We start from the raw sequence: 15,268 nt of genomic DNA, 5'->3' as shown, positions 1-15,268 counted from the left end.
GCCAGGGTACTGGCGATCCGGAGGACAATGATCAACGGAACGGGCGTCAGGGGCGGATCGAGCGGCGCAGCAGGGCCCAGGACCGCTCGGCCGCGGCCGGCCGGGCCTCCGCCGAAGCGCTGGACAGCACCCCGGCCAGCATGGCGATGACCAGCAGCAGGTCGTCGGCCGTGACGTCGGGGCGCACGGTCCCGTCGCGCCGCGCCTGGTCGAGCTTGCCCGCCAGCAGCCGGGCCACCCGGGTGCGCACCGCGGCCATGCGCTCGTCGGCCGAGGTGACCAGGTCCAGGAACGCCACCGAGGCGACGGTCTGCTCGATGATCCGCGCGAACAGGTCGTCGAGCGTGGTCGCCCGCTCTGCGGCGAGCGATTCCAGTTCGGTCACGTTTCCGTCGAACACCGCCAGCGCCAGGCTCGCCCGGTCGGGGAAGTGGCGGTAGAGGCTGCCCTGCCCCACACCGGCCCGCCGCGCGACCGCGCTCAGCGGAGCGCCGAATCCGGCGGTCGCGAACAGCTCCCGGGCCGCTGTGACGAGCGCCGCGCGGTTCTCCGCCGCCGCGCTGGGCCCTCTGTTGGCTTTCCGTACGTGCGCCACGGCAGCAACGGTAGCCACCGGACAGTAATGTCCTGGGGCTTGCGGCGAAATGTCCAGTACGTGCCATGGCCATTCCGGTCAGGAGGCGCGAGGGGAGCCGAGGCTTCGGGAGAGGGCGCGGGCGGTGGCGCGCAGGGCGGGAGCGAGGGCACGTGGCTCGGCGCCTGAGGCGGGGACCACCACCGACAGCGCCGCCACCACCCCGTCGTCGGCGCCGCGGACGGGCGCGGCGACGGTGAGGAGCGGCCCCGGCTCCGACCGCTCGGCCACCGCCAGCCCCGTCTGGCGCACCCGCGCCAGCGTCCGCCGCAGCGCGGCCGGTGAGACGGGCAGCCCTTCGGGCTCGTGCACCAGCGGCTCCGCCAGCACCCGGTCCTGGAGCTCGGGCTCGGCGTGCGCCAGCAGCACCAGGCCGACGCCGGTCGAGTGGAGCGGCAGCCGCCCGCCGACCCGGTAGAGCACGTCGACGGCGTCCCTGGCCGACAGCCGCTCCACCAGCAGGGCCTCGTGCCCGTCGCGCACCGCCAGCAGCACGTGCTGGTGCGTGGCCTCGTACAGATCCTCCATGTACGGCAGCGCGGCCTCGCGCAGCCCGTGCCCGCGCGGCGCGAGCGAGGCGAGCTCCCACAGCCGCAGCCCGATCACGTACCGGCCGCCGCCGTCGCGTTCCAGCGCGCCCCAGTGGAGCAGGCGGCGGGCCAGCCGCAGCGCCGTGCTCGGCGGCGTGCCGGTGGCGCGGCTCAGCTCGGCCAGCGTCATCGCCCGGCGGGTCGCGGAGAAGGCGCCGAGCAGCGCGAAGGCCCGGTCGATCACGGGGGCGCCGTGCGGCGGCCGGTGTCCGCGTGGAGCGTTCGTCACCCGTGCAGTGTGCCAGTGACGCATGCCATTGAGTGAAATCCTCCCTGGTGCGCGCCGGGGCCACGCCCTAGGGTTTGCCGATCAAGACAGATGTGGAGGCGACGATGACCGCGAACCCCGGATCCGACCGGCTCGACGCCCTGCTCGCACAGGTGCTCGGCTCCGTCGGCGGCGCGGACCCGCGGGTGCGCGAGCTGGTCGGCGGCCTGGTCGCCCACCTGCACGCGTTCGTCCGCGAGACCAGGCCCACCGAGGCCGAATGGCTGCGTGCCGTCGACTTCCTGGTCCGCGTCGGGCAGACCTGCACCGAGACCCGCAACGAGTTCATCCTGCTGTCCGACATGCTGGGCGTCACCTCGGCCGTCGACGAGGTGAACCACACCGGCCCGCCCACCATGACCCCCAGCTCGGTCGAGGGCCCCTTCCACTCGCCCGCCCCGCCCCGCCCCATGGGCGCCTGGATCGCCGAAGGGCCCGAGCGGCACCGCGGCGAGCCCGCCGTCGTGCACGGCCGCGTCACCGACTGCGACGGCAACCCCCTCGCCGGCGCGGTGCTCGACGTCTGGCAGTCGAACGACACCGGCCTGTACGACAGCCAGGACGCCGAGCAGCCCGACGGGAACCTGCGCGCCCTGCTCACCACCGGCGACGACGGCGCGTACTGGTTCCGCACGGTGAAGCCGAGCAGCTACCCGGTGCCGACCGACGGTCCCGTCGGCGAGCTGCTGCGGGCGATCGGCCGCCACCCCATGCGGCCCGCGCACGTGCACATCAAGGTCCAGGCGGCCGGGCACCGGCCGCTCACCACCCACATCTTCGTCGCCGGCGACCCCTACCTCGGCTCCGACGCCGCGTTCGCGGTCAAGGACGCGCTCGTCACGGACTTCCTGCCGTCCGCCGACGCGCGCTTCGGCATGGACGGCCCGTTCCTGGCGGCGGAGTTCGACATCAGGCTGGTCGAGGAAGGAGACCCGCGGTGAAGCTCGTCGGCATGGCCGCGCGCGACAACGGACGGCACGTCACGGTCGGCGTCCTGGCGGACAGCACCGTCACGCCCCTCGCCGAGGTGACCGACTTCTACAGCGACGTCCCGTACTGGCTGGACCGGGCGCGCCAGGCGGGGCCGGGCGGGGTGCCGCTGGCGGAGGTGGAGCTCGCGCCGCCCGTGCCGCCGTCGGCGCGGGTGCTGTGCGTCGGGCTCAACTACCGCGCGCACGCGGCGGAGGGCGGCTTCGAGCCGCCCGCGCACCCGACCGTGTTCGGCCGGTGGACGGCCTCGCTCTCGGTGACCGGCACGGCCGTGCCGGTGCCCGCCGGAGAGCCGGGGCTGGACTGGGAGGGCGAGGTCGCCGCCGTCGTCGGCGCGCGGCTGGCCGACGCCGGCGAGAGCGAGGCGGGGGCGGGCGTCCTCGGGTACGCCGCGTTCAACGACATCACCGCCCGCACCGCCCAGAAGCTCACCAGCCAGTGGACGCTCGGCAAGAACGCCGACCGCAGCGGCCCGATCGGCCCGATCGTCACCGCCGACGAGACCGGGAGCCCCGCGGACGGATGGCGCGTGGTCACCCGGGTCAACGGCGAGGTGATGCAGGACGGCGACACCAGTGACATGATCTTCACCGTGCCCGCACTCCTGTCGCGCATCAGTGCCACGCTGACACTCCACCCCGGCGACGTCATCGCCACCGGCACCCCGGAAGGCGTCGGCTACGTCCGCACGCCGCCCCGGCTGCTGACGCCCGGCGACGTGGTCGAGGTGGAGGTCGACCGGCTGGGCGTGATCCGGACGCCGGTCACCGGCCCGGCCGGCAGGAGGGGCGCGTGAGCCGGGTCCTCGTCGCGGGCGGCGGCCCCGCCGGGCTGGCCGCGGCCGTCGAGCTCGGCCGCCGCGGCGTCACCGTCACCGTGGTCGAGCCGCGCACCACGATCGACCAGGACCGGCCGCGCGCCAAGACCACCAGCATGCGCACCATGGAGCACCTGCGCCGGTGGGGCCTCGCCGACCGGCTGCGCGCCGCCGCGCCGCTGCCCGTCTCCTGGTCGCAGGACGTCCTGTTCTGTACGAACCTGCTCGGCGTCGAGCTCACCCGCTTCCCCCACGCCTTCGGCCTCTACCCCGAGCGCGACGAGCGGTGGGCGGAGCCCGGCCAGCAGGTGCCGCAGCCGATCGTCGAGCGGCTGCTGCGCGAGGCGGTGGCCGAGCTGCCCGCCGTCACGCTGCTGACGGGGGTCGCCGTCACCGCGATCGACCAGGACGGCGACCGGGTCCGCGCCCGGCTCTCCGACGGCTCTGCGCTCGAAGCCGACTACTTACTGGGCTGCGACGGCGCCGCCGGGGTCAGCCGCGAGGCGATCGGCGCGTCGTACGAGGGCTCGTCCGGCGAGCGGCCCAACCTGAGCGTGGTGTTCAGGGCGCCCGGCCTGGCGCAGAAGATCCCGCTCGACCCGGCCGTGCAGTACTGGGTGATCCATCCGGAGGTGTCCGGCCTGATGGGCCGGATGGACCTGGACGACAAGTGGTGGGCGATCATGGTGGGCGTCGACGTGCGCACCTCCGCCCCGGACCCGGAACGGCTGGTGCGCGTGCTCATCGGCGCCGACCTGCCGATCAGCGTCGTCAGCACCGACCCGTGGGTGGCCCGGATGCTGCTCGCCGACCGCTACCGCGCCGGCCGGGTCTTCCTGGTCGGCGACGCCGCCCACCTCAACCCGCCGTGGGGCGGCCACGGGTTCAACACCTGCGTCGGCGACGCGGTCAACGTCGCCTGGAAGCTCGCCGCCGTGCTCCAGGGCTGGGGCGGACCCGGCCTGCTCGACAGCTACGAGGCCGAGCGCCGCCCGGTGGCCGTCCAGACCGTCGCCGACAGCTCCGCCCAGGAGAAGCTGCTCGCGCCGACCTTCGCCGACCGGCCGCTCACCGGCCCGGGCCCGGAGGCCGCCCGCGCCCGCGCCGAGACGGCCGCCGCGCTGCGGGTCAAGGCCGGCGAGTTCTACAGCGAGGGGCTCGTGCTCGGCTACCACTACGCGGGCTCGCCGATCGTGGCCGACGACGGCTCGCCCGTCCCGCCGCACACCCCGCAGGACTACCACGGCTCCGGCCGGCCGGGCGCGCGGCTGCCGCACGCCTGGCTGCCCGGCGGCCGTTCCCTGTACGACACGCTGGGCGAAGGGCTCACGCTGCTGCGCCTGACACCGGAGCCCGGCCCGGCCTTCGAGGAGGCGGCGCGGGCCCTCGGGGTGCCGTTCACGGTGGTGGACCTGGCGGGCGAAGGGCTGCTCGACAGGTACGGCGCGCCGCTCGTCCTGGTCCGGCCCGACCAGCACGTGGCCTGGCGGGGCGGCGGCGGCGACCCGGCGGCGATCCTGCGCACGGTGCTCGGGTTCAGCGGGGCGTGAACCAGACGCTGATCTGGTTCAGCTGGTCGGCCGGGCCCTCGGCGAGGACCCGCACGGTCTCGCCGTCCATCCCGCCGAGCACCAGCCGGCCCTTCTCGCGGCCGATGACGGTCGCCAGGAAGTGGCTCCGGTCCAGCCAGCCGTTGAACACCATGCCCTTCGCCGGCGGGATCACCGCCTTCCGCTCGCCGGTGGCCGCGTCCCACAGGCAGACGTCGCGCGACCCCTCCCGGCAGGTGGTGGTGAAAACCCGGCCGGCCGTGGTGTCCGCGACGCCGCCCCGGATCAGCGCGCCCTTGCCGGTGAACGTGCGCAGCACCCGGCCGTCGAGCCCGACATACCGGATGGCGCCGTCGCCGCCCTGGGTGACGAGCGTCGAGCCGTCCGGCCCCCACCCGTAGCCGGCCTCGCCGCCGAAGTCCGTGCGGCGGGTCTGGACGCTCTTGGCGGCCGGGTCGACGACGACGAAGCCGACGGTGCGCTGCTCGTCCGGGCCCGCCCTGAGCGTCAGGAGCAGGCGGCCGCCGTCGGCGGTCCAGGCCGGGTCCAGCGTGAGCCCTGGCTTGCCGGCGGTCCGCAGCGTGACGTCCTCGCCGGTGCCGCGGTCCACCAGCCGCAGCGTGTTGTGGTCGGTCACGTCGAGGTTGGAGACCGGGAGCGCGGCCACGTACCGGCCGCCGGGGGAGACGACCGGGATCTGGAAGCTGCCGAACCGCTGGAACGTCCCGGTCCGGGGATCGCGGACGTAGGCGGGGAAGTCCGCCTCCGCGAAGCCGCCGTAGTAGGAGCTGGCCCAGATCGGGTCGGCGGGGTTCTCGTGCAGCTCGACCCCGGTGCCGGGGAGCGTCGAGGTGGTGGTGGAGCCGGTGCTCATCGGACCGGAGGAGACGCGCTGCGGCGCCGGCGGGATCGGGTCGTCCGGCGTGCTCCGGAGGCCGAGCACGGCGGCCGTCGCCGCGCCCGCCAGCACCACGGCGGCGGCGCCCGCGACGAGCACCCGCCGCCGCGGCCCGCGCGGGGCGGGCTCGGGGGCCGCGCTCCTGGTGCCCTCGGCGAGCAGGCGCTCCGGCTCCACCCGGTGACCGAGCAGCCGCAGCAGCGCGGTGCGCGCGGTCGGCCGGGCCGCCGGGTCCTTGGCCAGGCAACTGCTCACCACCTCGCGCAGGTCGCCGCGGAGATCGCCCAGGTCCGGCTCGGCGCGCAGGATACGGTTCACCAGCGCGGGCACGTCGCCGGAGCCGAACGGCGGCGAGCCGGTCGCCGCGCACACCACCGTGGCCGCCCACGCGAACAGGTCGGCGGGCGCGCCCGCCCCGCGCCCGAACTGTTCGGGGGCCATGAACGGCGGCGTCCCCGTCAGGTGGTCGCCGTCCGGTTCCGCGGCGTCGAGCGTCCTGGAGATGCCGAAGTCGATCACCCGCGGCCCGTCCCTGCCGAGCAGCACGTTGCCCGGCTTGAAGTCGCGGTGCACCACCCCCGCCTGGTGGATGGCCGCCAGCGCGGTCACGCTGCCGATCGCCAGCCGCCGCAGCTCGGCCCCGCCCAGCGGCCCCCGCTCGGCGAGCACCCGGGCGAGCGACGGCCCGTCGACGAACTCGCTGATCACGTACGGGACGCCGTCGAGCTCACCGCTGGCCAGCACGCTCGCCGTGCAGAATGCCTTGACCCGCCGCGCCAGCTCCACCTCCTTGGCGAAGTCGGCCCTGGCCTCCTCGTCCAGCGCGTGCGCCAGCAGCTTGATCGCCACCCGCTCGCCGGTGGCCGACTCGCCCAGGTAGACGACGCCCTGCCCGCCCTCGCCCAGCCGGCCCGCGACGCGGTACGACCCCACCCGCGCGGGGTCCTCGGCCAGCAGCGGCCTCGGCTCCACGGTCACCGCCGGATCGCCGCCCACTGGCGGTTGCTGCCGCGCTCGTCCAGGTCCGCGAGCACGCGCTTCGTCCTCCCGAGGAAGTCCACGACCTTCACCTGGAGGCGGCCCTTCTTCTTGCCGGGATCCTCGATCAGCAGGTGGTCGTCGTCGAACCAGCCGATCAGCCGGACGTCGTCGTCCAGGCCCTCCACCGTGGCCTTGCGGGCGCCGGTCACCGCGTCCCAGACGCACACGTCCCCGCTCTTCGGGCAGACGGTGAAGAACTGCCTGCCGTCGGGCGAGTACCAGTCGCGGTCGCGCGGCATGCCCACCCAGTGCTTGGTGGTCGTCACCTTGCCCGACATGTCGTACGTCTCGATGCCCTGCGACTTCTCACCCGAGTAGCCGCGGGCGATCGTCCCGTCCGGGAGGAACGTGAACGGCAGCGAGATCGCGTCCTTGTACTGGGTGTTGACCACCGTGGAGGTGCGCGCGGCCACGTCGACGACGACGAAGCCCGAGAACAGCTTCGCGTCCTCCGTCCTGATCGACAGAAGCAGCCGGCGGCCGTCGCGCGACCATGCGGGCACCTGCGTGGACTCCGGCTTCTTCACGGTCTGGACGGTGAAGGTCTCGCCGGTCGACAGGTCGCGGAACCGGACGTGGTCCATGTCGGAGTTCTGGTACTTGAGCCACGGGTTGAGCGCCACCCACCGGCCGTCCGGCGACACCCGGGGCTCCTCGGCCAGGCCGACCTCCTCGAACCGGCCGGACGCGTCCCTGACGAACGTCTTGAAGGGCCGGCTCACCTGGAGGTAGGCCGTCAGGCGCGCGACGTCGTCCGGGTGCTCGTGCAGCGTGGCGCCGATGTCGGGCAGCTCGACGTCCTTGTCCGCCTTCGGGGGGACGCTGGCGACCGGCGCCGTGGTCACGCTGGGGGTGATCGGCGCGCCGGAGGTGATGACCGCGCCGGGCGAGGGGGACGAAGCCGCCGAGGTGGTCACCCACGGGGGCGCCAGCGTGTACACGGCGGCGCCCGACAGCAGCGCCCCGGCGGCGAACGCCGCCACCGCGACCAGCGGCCCCCGCCCGCGCCGCGCGGGCGGCTCGTCCCTCCCGCCGGCCTGCGGGAGCAGCTTGCCGGTCAGGAACCGCGTCTCGCCGACCAGCCGCAGCAGCACGTCGCTGGAGGAGGGCCGGAGCGCCGGGTCCTTGTCCAGGCACCCCTCGACGACGCCCCGCAGGTCCCCGAGATCGGGCAGGTCGGGCGGCTCGCCGACGATCCGGTTGACCGTGCCCGCCATCGACCCGCCGTCGAACGGGGAGCGCCCCGTGGCCGCCGACACCAAGGTCGCGGCCCACGAGAACATGTCCGCCGCCGGCCCCGGCTCCGCCCCGTCGAGCCGCTCGGGCGCCGCGAACGCGGGCGTCTCCACCTGCCGGGTCGTCGTCTCGGCGGAGGCCGCCATCGCCCCCGCCACGCCCACGTTGATCAGCCGGGGGCCGTCGGGACCGAGCACCACGTTCTCCGGCCGCACGTCTCCGTGGACCGCCCCCGCCTGGTGGATCGCCACCAGCGCGGTCACCGTGCCGACCGCGAGCCGGTGCAGCGCCGCCTCCCGCAGCCGCGTCCCGCCCGCCGTCACCGCCGCCAGCGTCGGCCCGTCGATGTACTCGCTCACCACGTAAGGGCGGCCGCCCGCCGTGCCCGAATCGAGCACCTGGGCCGAGCAGAAGGCGGACACCTCGCGGATCGACTCGACCAGCCGCAGGAACCGCTCCTGGTCGACCTGCGGGCCCAGCAGCTTCACCACCACGGGCCGGCCGGCCTCCGCGCCCTCGGCCGCGTACACGCCCCTGCCGAGCCGGCCGATCAGCCGGTACGGGCCCACGTGGGTCGGGTCTTCCTCGCGTAGCGGTAAGAACTCGGGCATCCCGGTTTCTCCTCCCGGCAGGTGAGGCTGCCGCGTAGATCACCGATTATGAGTGTTCACCGGGCGGATTGACATGCCCTTGACACCCATTGTGCGCCCGGATCCGCGCGGGAGCGCTACCCCGGATCCCGGTGCGCCCGCACCGCCCCCACCAGCAGGACGACCAGCCCGAGCACGATCCCGGCGACCACCAGCGGCTCGTTCCAGCCGGTGACGAAGGGGGTGGCCGCGGTGACCGCCCAGAGGACGGCGACCGCGTACGAGAAAGGGGCGAATCTGACGTGTATCCGCCGCCAGGCCTCGTCGCTCGCCATGGACGTCCTCGTACGGACCCCGAAGAGAGGGTTGCGCGGCAGCCGCCGGGACGCGCCCAGCAGGCCCAGGGCGAGCGCGAGGAACGCCGCCCCGCCGAAGAGGACCGCGACGATGATCTGCTCGCCCGCCGTCATGATCGCCCCTCCTCGGATCGAGGCTGTCACGCGCAGAGGGCGGTGTCCAGGGCGGCTTCCAGGTTCTTGACGGCGGGCAGGTCGGACGGCAGGGAGGTGACCGCGACGGTGGCGGCGCGGCCGTCCTCGGTGACGCCGTTGCCCGTGGCGTAGCCGGGGGCGGAACCGCCGTGGGACCAGGCGAAACCGCCGCAGCTCAGCTTGAAGGTGGCGATGCCCAGCCCGTACCGGGCGCCGCCCACGGTGTCGAACTCGGGCGCGGCGACGGTCTTCTTCATCTGCTTGAGCTGCGCGGGCCTGAGCAGCTCGCCGTCCATGAGCGCGGTCATGAACGTGTTGAGATCCTTCGGGGTGGCCACGAGCGCGCCCGCCGCCCACGCCATCGACGGGTCCAGCCGGGTGACGTCCCGGTACGGGTCGCCGGGCTTCAGCGCGAGGTAGCCCTTGGGGTGCGGGCCGCGGATGTCCCGCTCGCCGACGCCGGGCCAGTACGTGTCGCGCAGGCCCAGCGGCTTGATGACGCGCCTGGTGATCTCCTCGCCGATCGGCCGGCCGGTGACCTTCTGCACGACGAGCCCGGCCAGGATGTAGTTGGTGTTGCTGTAGTCCCAGCCCTTGGCGGGGGAGTCCCGGCGCGCCAGCGCCGTGTCCACCAGCTCGCGCGGCTCGAAGTGGCGCTCCAGCACGGAGAAGAAGTCGCCGATGAGGACGTCGTCGTAGTCGCGCAGGCCGCTCGTGTGCTGGAGCAGCCGGCGGGTGGTGATCTTCCGCCCGTCGACGCCCTTGCCCCGGACCACCCCGGGCAGATACTTCTCGATGGGCGCGTCCAGGTCCAGCTTGCCCTCACCGGCCAGCTGGAGCGCGACCACGGCGGTGAACATCTTGGTGTTGCTGGCGATCCGCACCCGCCCGTCCGCCGGCATCTTCGCCTCGGTCTTCAGGTCGGCCACGCCGGACGTGTAGGTGCGGGTCCGTCCGTCGCGCCCGCGCACGGCCGCGATCGCGCCGGGGAACGACGACTCCTGGACGAGCGTGTCCAGGCGCTTCTGCACGGGGTCGGCGGGGGCGGCGTGCGCGACCGGGGCGGTCAGGCCCAGCCCGGCCAGCGTGGCGAGTGCCGACGCCGCCAGGATGCGTGCGGGGTGCTGCGACATGGGTGGCTCCCTCTGCTCGGATGGCTCGTTCTCGAACACCACCCAGCCTGTCGGCGCGCCACCTCAAGATCGATCCAGCCCGCTGGAGACCGCTGGTACAGCCTGCACTACGTCGTGGGAACGGCGGCGGCGAGCAGGTGTTCGTCGCCCGGCCGGCAGACGAGCTGCAACCCGACCGGCAGCCCGCCGGCCAGGCCCGCCGGCACGGACAGCGCCGGGAAACCGAGCACGTTCCACGGGGAGGTCAGGGCCAGCAGCGCGGCGCGGACGCCGACCGGCCGGCCGTCGAGCACCGTCTCCCGCAGGCCCAGCGGCGGGGCGGTGAGCGGCACGGTCGGCAGCGCGAGCACGTCATGGTCCTCGAACAGCTTCTCGGCCACCCCGGCGAGCCGCCGCCGCTCCGCCGTCGCGCGGACGTACTTCCAGCCCGGCACCCGCATCGCGCCCCTGAGCCGGTCGAGCACCTCGGACTGGAACAGCTCAGGCGCCTCCGCCACCCGCTCGGCGTGCACCTCGGCCGCCTCTGCGCCGCCGATCGTGACGTACACGTCCATGAACGCCTCGGCGGCCCCCGGTGGGAGCGCGACCCGCTCCTTCGCGCCCGCAGCCCCGGCGGCGACCCGCACCACCTCGGGGTCGCAGGGGTGCAGGTCGGAGGGGTCGAGCCAGGCGACGCGTGGCGTGACGGAGCCGCTCTCGACGGCGTCCCGGCCGCTGAGGAGGCGGTAGGCGAGGAAGCACTCGCCGGCGGTACGGGCGAGCACGCCCACGTGGTCCAGGCTGGGCGACAGCGGGAAGGCGCCGTCAGCCGGGATCGCGCCGTACGCGGGCTTGAGACCGGCCACCCCGCACAGCGCCGCGGGGATGCGCACCGAGCCGCCGGTGTCGGTGCCGATCGCCAGCGGCACCAGCCCCGCGGCCACGGCGGCGCCGCTGCCGCCGCTGGAGCCGCCCGACATGCGCGCGGGGTCCCACGGGTTGCGGGACGCGCCGTTGGCCGAGCAGTCGCCGGTCGGCCCGTACGCGAACTCCTGGGTCGTGGTCTTGCCCACGATGACCGCCCCGGCCTCGCGCAGCCGGGTCACGCACGCCGCGTCGGTGTCGGGGACGTACCCCTCGAAGTGCCGCGAGCCCATGGTGGCGGGCAGGCCCGCCACCAGGAGCAGGTCCTTGACCCCCACCGGCAGCCCGTGCAGCGGGCCCCGGTCGGCCCCGCCGGCCAGCTCGGCGTCGGCCTCCCTGGCCGCCGCCAGCGCGCCGTCCTGGTCGACGCTCACGAAGGCGTTCAGTACGGGATCGAGCCTGGTGATGGCGTCGAGCGCCTCCCGCGTCAGCTCCTCGGCCGTCGTGCGGCCCGCCCGCAGGTCGCGGCCGAGGTCGTCGATGGTGCGGCCGGCGAAAGGCCCGGAAGACGTCGTCATGCAGTCACTTCTACATGCTCACGCCACGCGCCCCAAATGTGCGGGTGGTTAACCGATTCAGGGTTCACGACATGACCTTAGTTGTGTTGGGCTGGCGAAACTTTCAGTCGGTTCGGTGAACCAGTTAAGAAAAGCGTTGACGGTGTGGATCAGCGTAGGTAGCGTCCCCGATCGCGTACCCCGCCATCAGCCGGAGGCGTCCATGCGGCTCACCGCCCTCGTCACCGCCCTGCTCGTCGCCGGAGCGACGCTCGTCGCGGCGCCGGTCCAGGCCGCGGCCCCCGCGCCGCCGACCGCGGGGCCCGCCCTCGCCGCCACCCCGCCGATGGGGTTCAACAACTGGAACGCGTTCGGCTGCGAGGTCAGCGAGACCCTGATCAAGGAGACGGCCGACGTCCTGGTCTCCAGCGGGCTCAGAGACCTGGGGTACGAATACGTCAACATCGACGACTGCTGGTCCCTGCGCGAGCGCGGACCCGACGGCAGGCTCGTCCCCGACCCTGACAAGTTCCCCGGCGGGATCGACGGCGTCGCGGACTACGTCCACGCCAAGGGCCTCAAACTGGGCATCTACGGCGACGCCGGCACCAGGACGTGCGCCGGTTATCCGGGCAGCCTCGGCCACGAGGAGATCGACGCCCGCACGTGGGCCGGCTGGGGTGTCGACTACCTCAAGTACGACAACTGCAACAACCAGTCCGACGGCTCGCAGGAGGACTACATCCGCCGCTACACGGCGATGCGCGACGCGCTCGCCCGAACCGGGCGGCCGATCGTCTACTCCATCTGCGAGTGGGGCACCTCCCAGCCGTGGACCTGGGCCGAGGGCGTCGGGCAGCTGTGGCGCACCACCGGCGACATCAGCGACGACTGGTCCAGCGTCCGCTCCATCATCCGCCAGAACGCCCCCCTCGCCCCGTACGCGGGACCGGGACACTGGAACGACCCCGACATGCTGGAGATCGGCAACGGCGGCATGACGGCCACCGAGTACCGCACCCACATGAGCATGTGGGCGATGATGGCCGCCCCGCTGATCATCGGCACCGACCTGCGGGCCGCCTCCGCCGAGACCCTGGAGATCCTCGGCAACCGCGAGATCATCGCCGTCGACCAGGACCGGCTGGGCGTCCAGGGCGCGGTCGTCTCCGACGAGAACGGGCTCATGGTCCTCGACAAGCCGCTGGCCGGCGGCGACCGGGCGATCGCCCTCTACAACTCCACCGACACGCTCGCCACGGTCGGCGTCGCCGCCGCCGACACCGGGCTGCGCCGGGCCGGGGCGTACCGCCTGCGCGACCTGTGGACCGGGCGGACCCTCCAGGCCCGGTCCACCATCTCCGCCGCCGTCCCCGCGCACGGCACCGTCGTCTACCGGGTGAGCCCGCTGCGCGGCCCCGGCGACGTGCCGCCGTCCGTCGTCGCCGGCGCCGCCCTCGGCACCGTCGTCCCCGCCGACGGCGGCACGCTGACCACGGCGGTCACCAACCGCGGCGCCGGAGACGTCCGCGACGTCAAGGTCACCGTGCGGACGCCCGAGGGCTGGACCGCCACCGCGACCGGCCCGTCCGGCAGCGCCCGGCTCCGGACGGACGCCGCCCTGGAGACCGCCTGGCGGATCGGCGTCCCCGCGACCGCGGCAGCCGGCCGCCACCCGATCGAGATCACCGCCGCCTACCGGTGGGGCCGCCGCTCCGCCGGCACGTCCAGCGAGATCGTCGCCGTGGTCGTGACCGCCCCCGGGGACGGCCGCCGCCACCTCAGCACCGTCGCCCCGGTCAGCACCGTCAACGCCACCGGACCCGTCGAGGCCGACCAGAGCAACGGCGGGCCGCTGGAGGACGACGGCAACCTCATCACCATCGGCGGCCGCGTGTACCAGCGCGGGCTCGGCACCACCACCGGCAGCGAGATCAGCTACTACCTCGGCGGCCGCTGCTCCCGCCTGGTCACCGACGTGGGCGTCGACGACGAGGCGGCGGCCGGCGCCCCCGCCACGTTCACCGTCCACGCCGACGCGCGCACCGCCGCGACCAGCGGCCCCATGACCTCCGGCCAGGCGCCCGCCACGCTCACCGCGGACCTCACCGGCGCCGACTGGCTGCGCCTGACCGCCGAGTCCGGCGCGGCTGCGGTCCACGCCGACTGGGCGTCACCGGTGCTCACCTGCGGCGACGTCCCCGACGACAGCCCGGTGCTGCCGGTCTCGCGCACCCTGTTCTCCTTCGAGACCGGCACCGACGGCTTCACCATCGCCAACCCCGGCGACGGCGGAACCGTCGCCCGGTCACCCCTCTTCCACACCCACGGGACCAGCGGGCTCAAGGTGTCCACCCCGGTCGCCGGCAACTGGTTCGGCAGGCCGCTGGACGAGCCGCTCGACCTCACCGGCACGAGCATGCTCAGGTTCGACGTGCGGGCCGGCGAGGTCGGCACCGTCGGCGAGATCGCCATCCAGGTCGGCGAGGACATGTCGTGGTGCCAGGGCGGCCGGTGGGGCTGGATCGGCCCGCACTCCAGCAGGACCGTCACCGAGCGGTTCGACCAGATCGCGTGCCCGCTCGGCGTCACCCTCGACCTGGCCGACGTCCGCGCCGTCTGGGTGTTCCTCAACACCGGCGGCGACGTGCACATCGACGACGTCCGCGCCGAGTAGGGCGCGCTGTGCGACGATGCGGTGCGGTCGGCGCTCGGCCCGCCGGCCCGTAGCGCGACCTACCGGGTCCGCTTCGGGTACGGCCTCTACCAGGGCAAGGAACGCGTCACGCGGTGACGAAGTCGGCGACGAGCACCGTGGCGTCCTCCTCCGGCTCCACCACCGACATCTCGTCGTACAGCTGATCCAGGCAGGACGCCGGGGACCGGCCGTCGGCGAACAGGGCGGTCATCCGCTCCGCCCCGAGCGCCGTGACCACGCCGTTGGTGACCACCACGATGCGATCGCCCTGGTGGAGCGGCACGCTGCCGACCTCGGGTTCGGCCGTCCCCACCGGGCCGTCCCCGTGCGTCGTCAGCCGCCGCGGCCGCCCGCCCTTCGCGCAGTACCAGATCGCGCCGCCGCCGACGTGGGCGTAGCGCAGGCGCGGGCGCTCGCCCGCGTCGAGCACGATCAGGTCCAGGCCGGTGGCCCGCTCCGCCAGGGAGAGCTCGTCGCGGGCCGCCCGCGCGCAGCCGCCCAGATCCTCCTCTTCCGTACCGGCCGTCTGCGGCCGTGCCGCGACCACCGCGCCCAGGGCCAGCGCGGCCGCCGTGTGACCGCGCCGGCCTCGCCCCCCTCCGTCCGCCACCGCGATCAGCCGCTCCTGGATCACGTAGACGTCGGACGGACGGCCGTTCGAGCCCTCGTACGTGCCGCCCGCTGCCGACAGCCGCGGCCGTGCCACCGGAATGCCCGGTGGCCACGGCCCCCGCCTGCCACGGACCGCCATCACCGACAGGCAGGAGATCAGGATCGAGATCGAGATGAGCGTCATTGAGGTCCCCCCTCGGCCGCAGTGATCGCGACACGGATCAGTACACGCCGCCCCGCCCGGGGTGGCATGACGGTCGATCAGCCGTCATGCCGCAGAGGGCGCGGACGGTGGAAGGTTCGAAGGTGAGACAGGCCCG

At 74.3% G+C, this 15,268-nt stretch carries 12 protein-coding genes; 4 read left to right on the top strand and 8 right to left on the bottom strand.

Annotation, left to right across the window (positions count from 1 at the left end):
- Window positions 1-46: 46 nt before the first annotated feature.
- Both FR742_RS25380 and FR742_RS25375 read right to left on the bottom strand, forming a co-directional pair.
- Window positions 47-595 carry a TetR/AcrR family transcriptional regulator gene (locus tag FR742_RS25380; RefSeq protein ID WP_148033255.1) on the bottom strand — a complete coding sequence of 183 codons (549 nt, stop codon included), beginning with the start codon at window positions 593-595 and terminating at the stop codon, window positions 47-49.
- A gap of 78 nt (window positions 596-673) precedes the next feature.
- Window positions 674-1,453 carry an IclR family transcriptional regulator gene (locus FR742_RS25375; RefSeq protein WP_261808735.1) on the bottom strand — a complete coding sequence of 260 codons (780 nt, stop codon included), beginning with the start codon at window positions 1,451-1,453 and terminating at the stop codon, window positions 674-676.
- A gap of 104 nt (window positions 1,454-1,557) precedes the next feature.
- Between FR742_RS25375 and FR742_RS25370 the strand changes: the two genes are divergently transcribed.
- Genes FR742_RS25370 through FR742_RS25360 form a run of 3 tightly spaced genes read left to right on the top strand, consistent with a single transcriptional unit; the run spans window position 1,558 to window position 4,849 of the window.
- Window positions 1,558-2,433, top strand: coding sequence for a dioxygenase (locus FR742_RS25370; protein ID WP_148033254.1), 876 nt, complete (start codon window positions 1,558-1,560; stop codon window positions 2,431-2,433).
- Entirely contained in the window at window positions 2,430-3,278 is an 849-nt protein-coding gene (locus tag FR742_RS25365) for a fumarylacetoacetate hydrolase family protein (RefSeq protein ID WP_148033253.1), read from the top strand. Before FR742_RS25370 ends, FR742_RS25365 begins: the two co-directional genes overlap by 4 nt.
- Window positions 3,275-4,849 (top strand): FAD-dependent monooxygenase, encoded by a 1,575-nt coding sequence (locus FR742_RS25360; RefSeq protein WP_148033252.1) that lies wholly within the window; start codon window positions 3,275-3,277, stop codon window positions 4,847-4,849. Before FR742_RS25365 ends, FR742_RS25360 begins: the two co-directional genes overlap by 4 nt.
- Here the strand turns inward: FR742_RS25360 and FR742_RS25355 are convergent.
- From FR742_RS25355 to FR742_RS25335, 5 genes are all read right to left on the bottom strand, one after another.
- The gene (locus tag FR742_RS25355) at window positions 4,836-6,743 is read right to left on the bottom strand and encodes a serine/threonine-protein kinase (protein ID WP_187281297.1); all 1,908 of its coding nucleotides are present in this window, start codon (window positions 6,741-6,743) and stop codon (window positions 4,836-4,838) included. The two genes, FR742_RS25360 and FR742_RS25355, sit on opposite strands and share 14 nt — an antisense overlap.
- A complete protein-coding gene (locus FR742_RS25350) occupies window positions 6,722-8,635 on the bottom strand; it encodes a protein kinase domain-containing protein (RefSeq protein WP_148033250.1) in 1,914 nt (637 codons plus the stop codon). The genes FR742_RS25355 and FR742_RS25350 overlap by 22 nt, the downstream gene beginning before the upstream one ends.
- Before the next feature lie 116 nt (window positions 8,636-8,751).
- On the bottom strand, window positions 8,752-9,084 hold the full coding sequence (locus FR742_RS25345) for an SdpI family protein (RefSeq protein WP_148033249.1): 333 nt from the start codon (window positions 9,082-9,084) through the stop codon (window positions 8,752-8,754).
- A gap of 26 nt (window positions 9,085-9,110) precedes the next feature.
- Window positions 9,111-10,238 (bottom strand): serine hydrolase, encoded by a 1,128-nt coding sequence (locus FR742_RS25340; protein WP_148033248.1) that lies wholly within the window; start codon window positions 10,236-10,238, stop codon window positions 9,111-9,113.
- 107 nt (window positions 10,239-10,345) lie between these two features.
- A complete protein-coding gene (locus FR742_RS25335; RefSeq protein WP_148033247.1) occupies window positions 10,346-11,659 on the bottom strand; it encodes an amidase in 1,314 nt (437 codons plus the stop codon).
- A gap of 202 nt (window positions 11,660-11,861) precedes the next feature.
- Between FR742_RS25335 and FR742_RS25330 the strand changes: the two genes are divergently transcribed.
- Window positions 11,862-14,315: an NPCBM/NEW2 domain-containing protein gene (locus FR742_RS25330; RefSeq protein WP_148033246.1), complete on the top strand. Its 2,454-nt coding sequence runs from the start codon at window positions 11,862-11,864 to the stop codon at window positions 14,313-14,315.
- 106 nt (window positions 14,316-14,421) lie between these two features.
- Here FR742_RS25330 and FR742_RS25325 read toward each other — a convergent pair whose 3' ends face one another.
- Entirely contained in the window at window positions 14,422-15,132 is a 711-nt protein-coding gene (locus FR742_RS25325) for a SpoIIE family protein phosphatase (protein ID WP_148033245.1), read from the bottom strand.
- Window positions 15,133-15,268: the final 136 nt, after the last annotated feature.

Origin of the sequence: Nonomuraea sp. C10 (assembly GCF_008017515.1) — a bacterium.
GTDB lineage: Bacteria > Actinomycetota > Actinomycetes > Streptosporangiales > Streptosporangiaceae > Nonomuraea > Nonomuraea ferruginea.
Note: the sequence above shows the minus strand (reverse complement) of the source record. Positions and strands in the feature narration are given on the sequence as shown.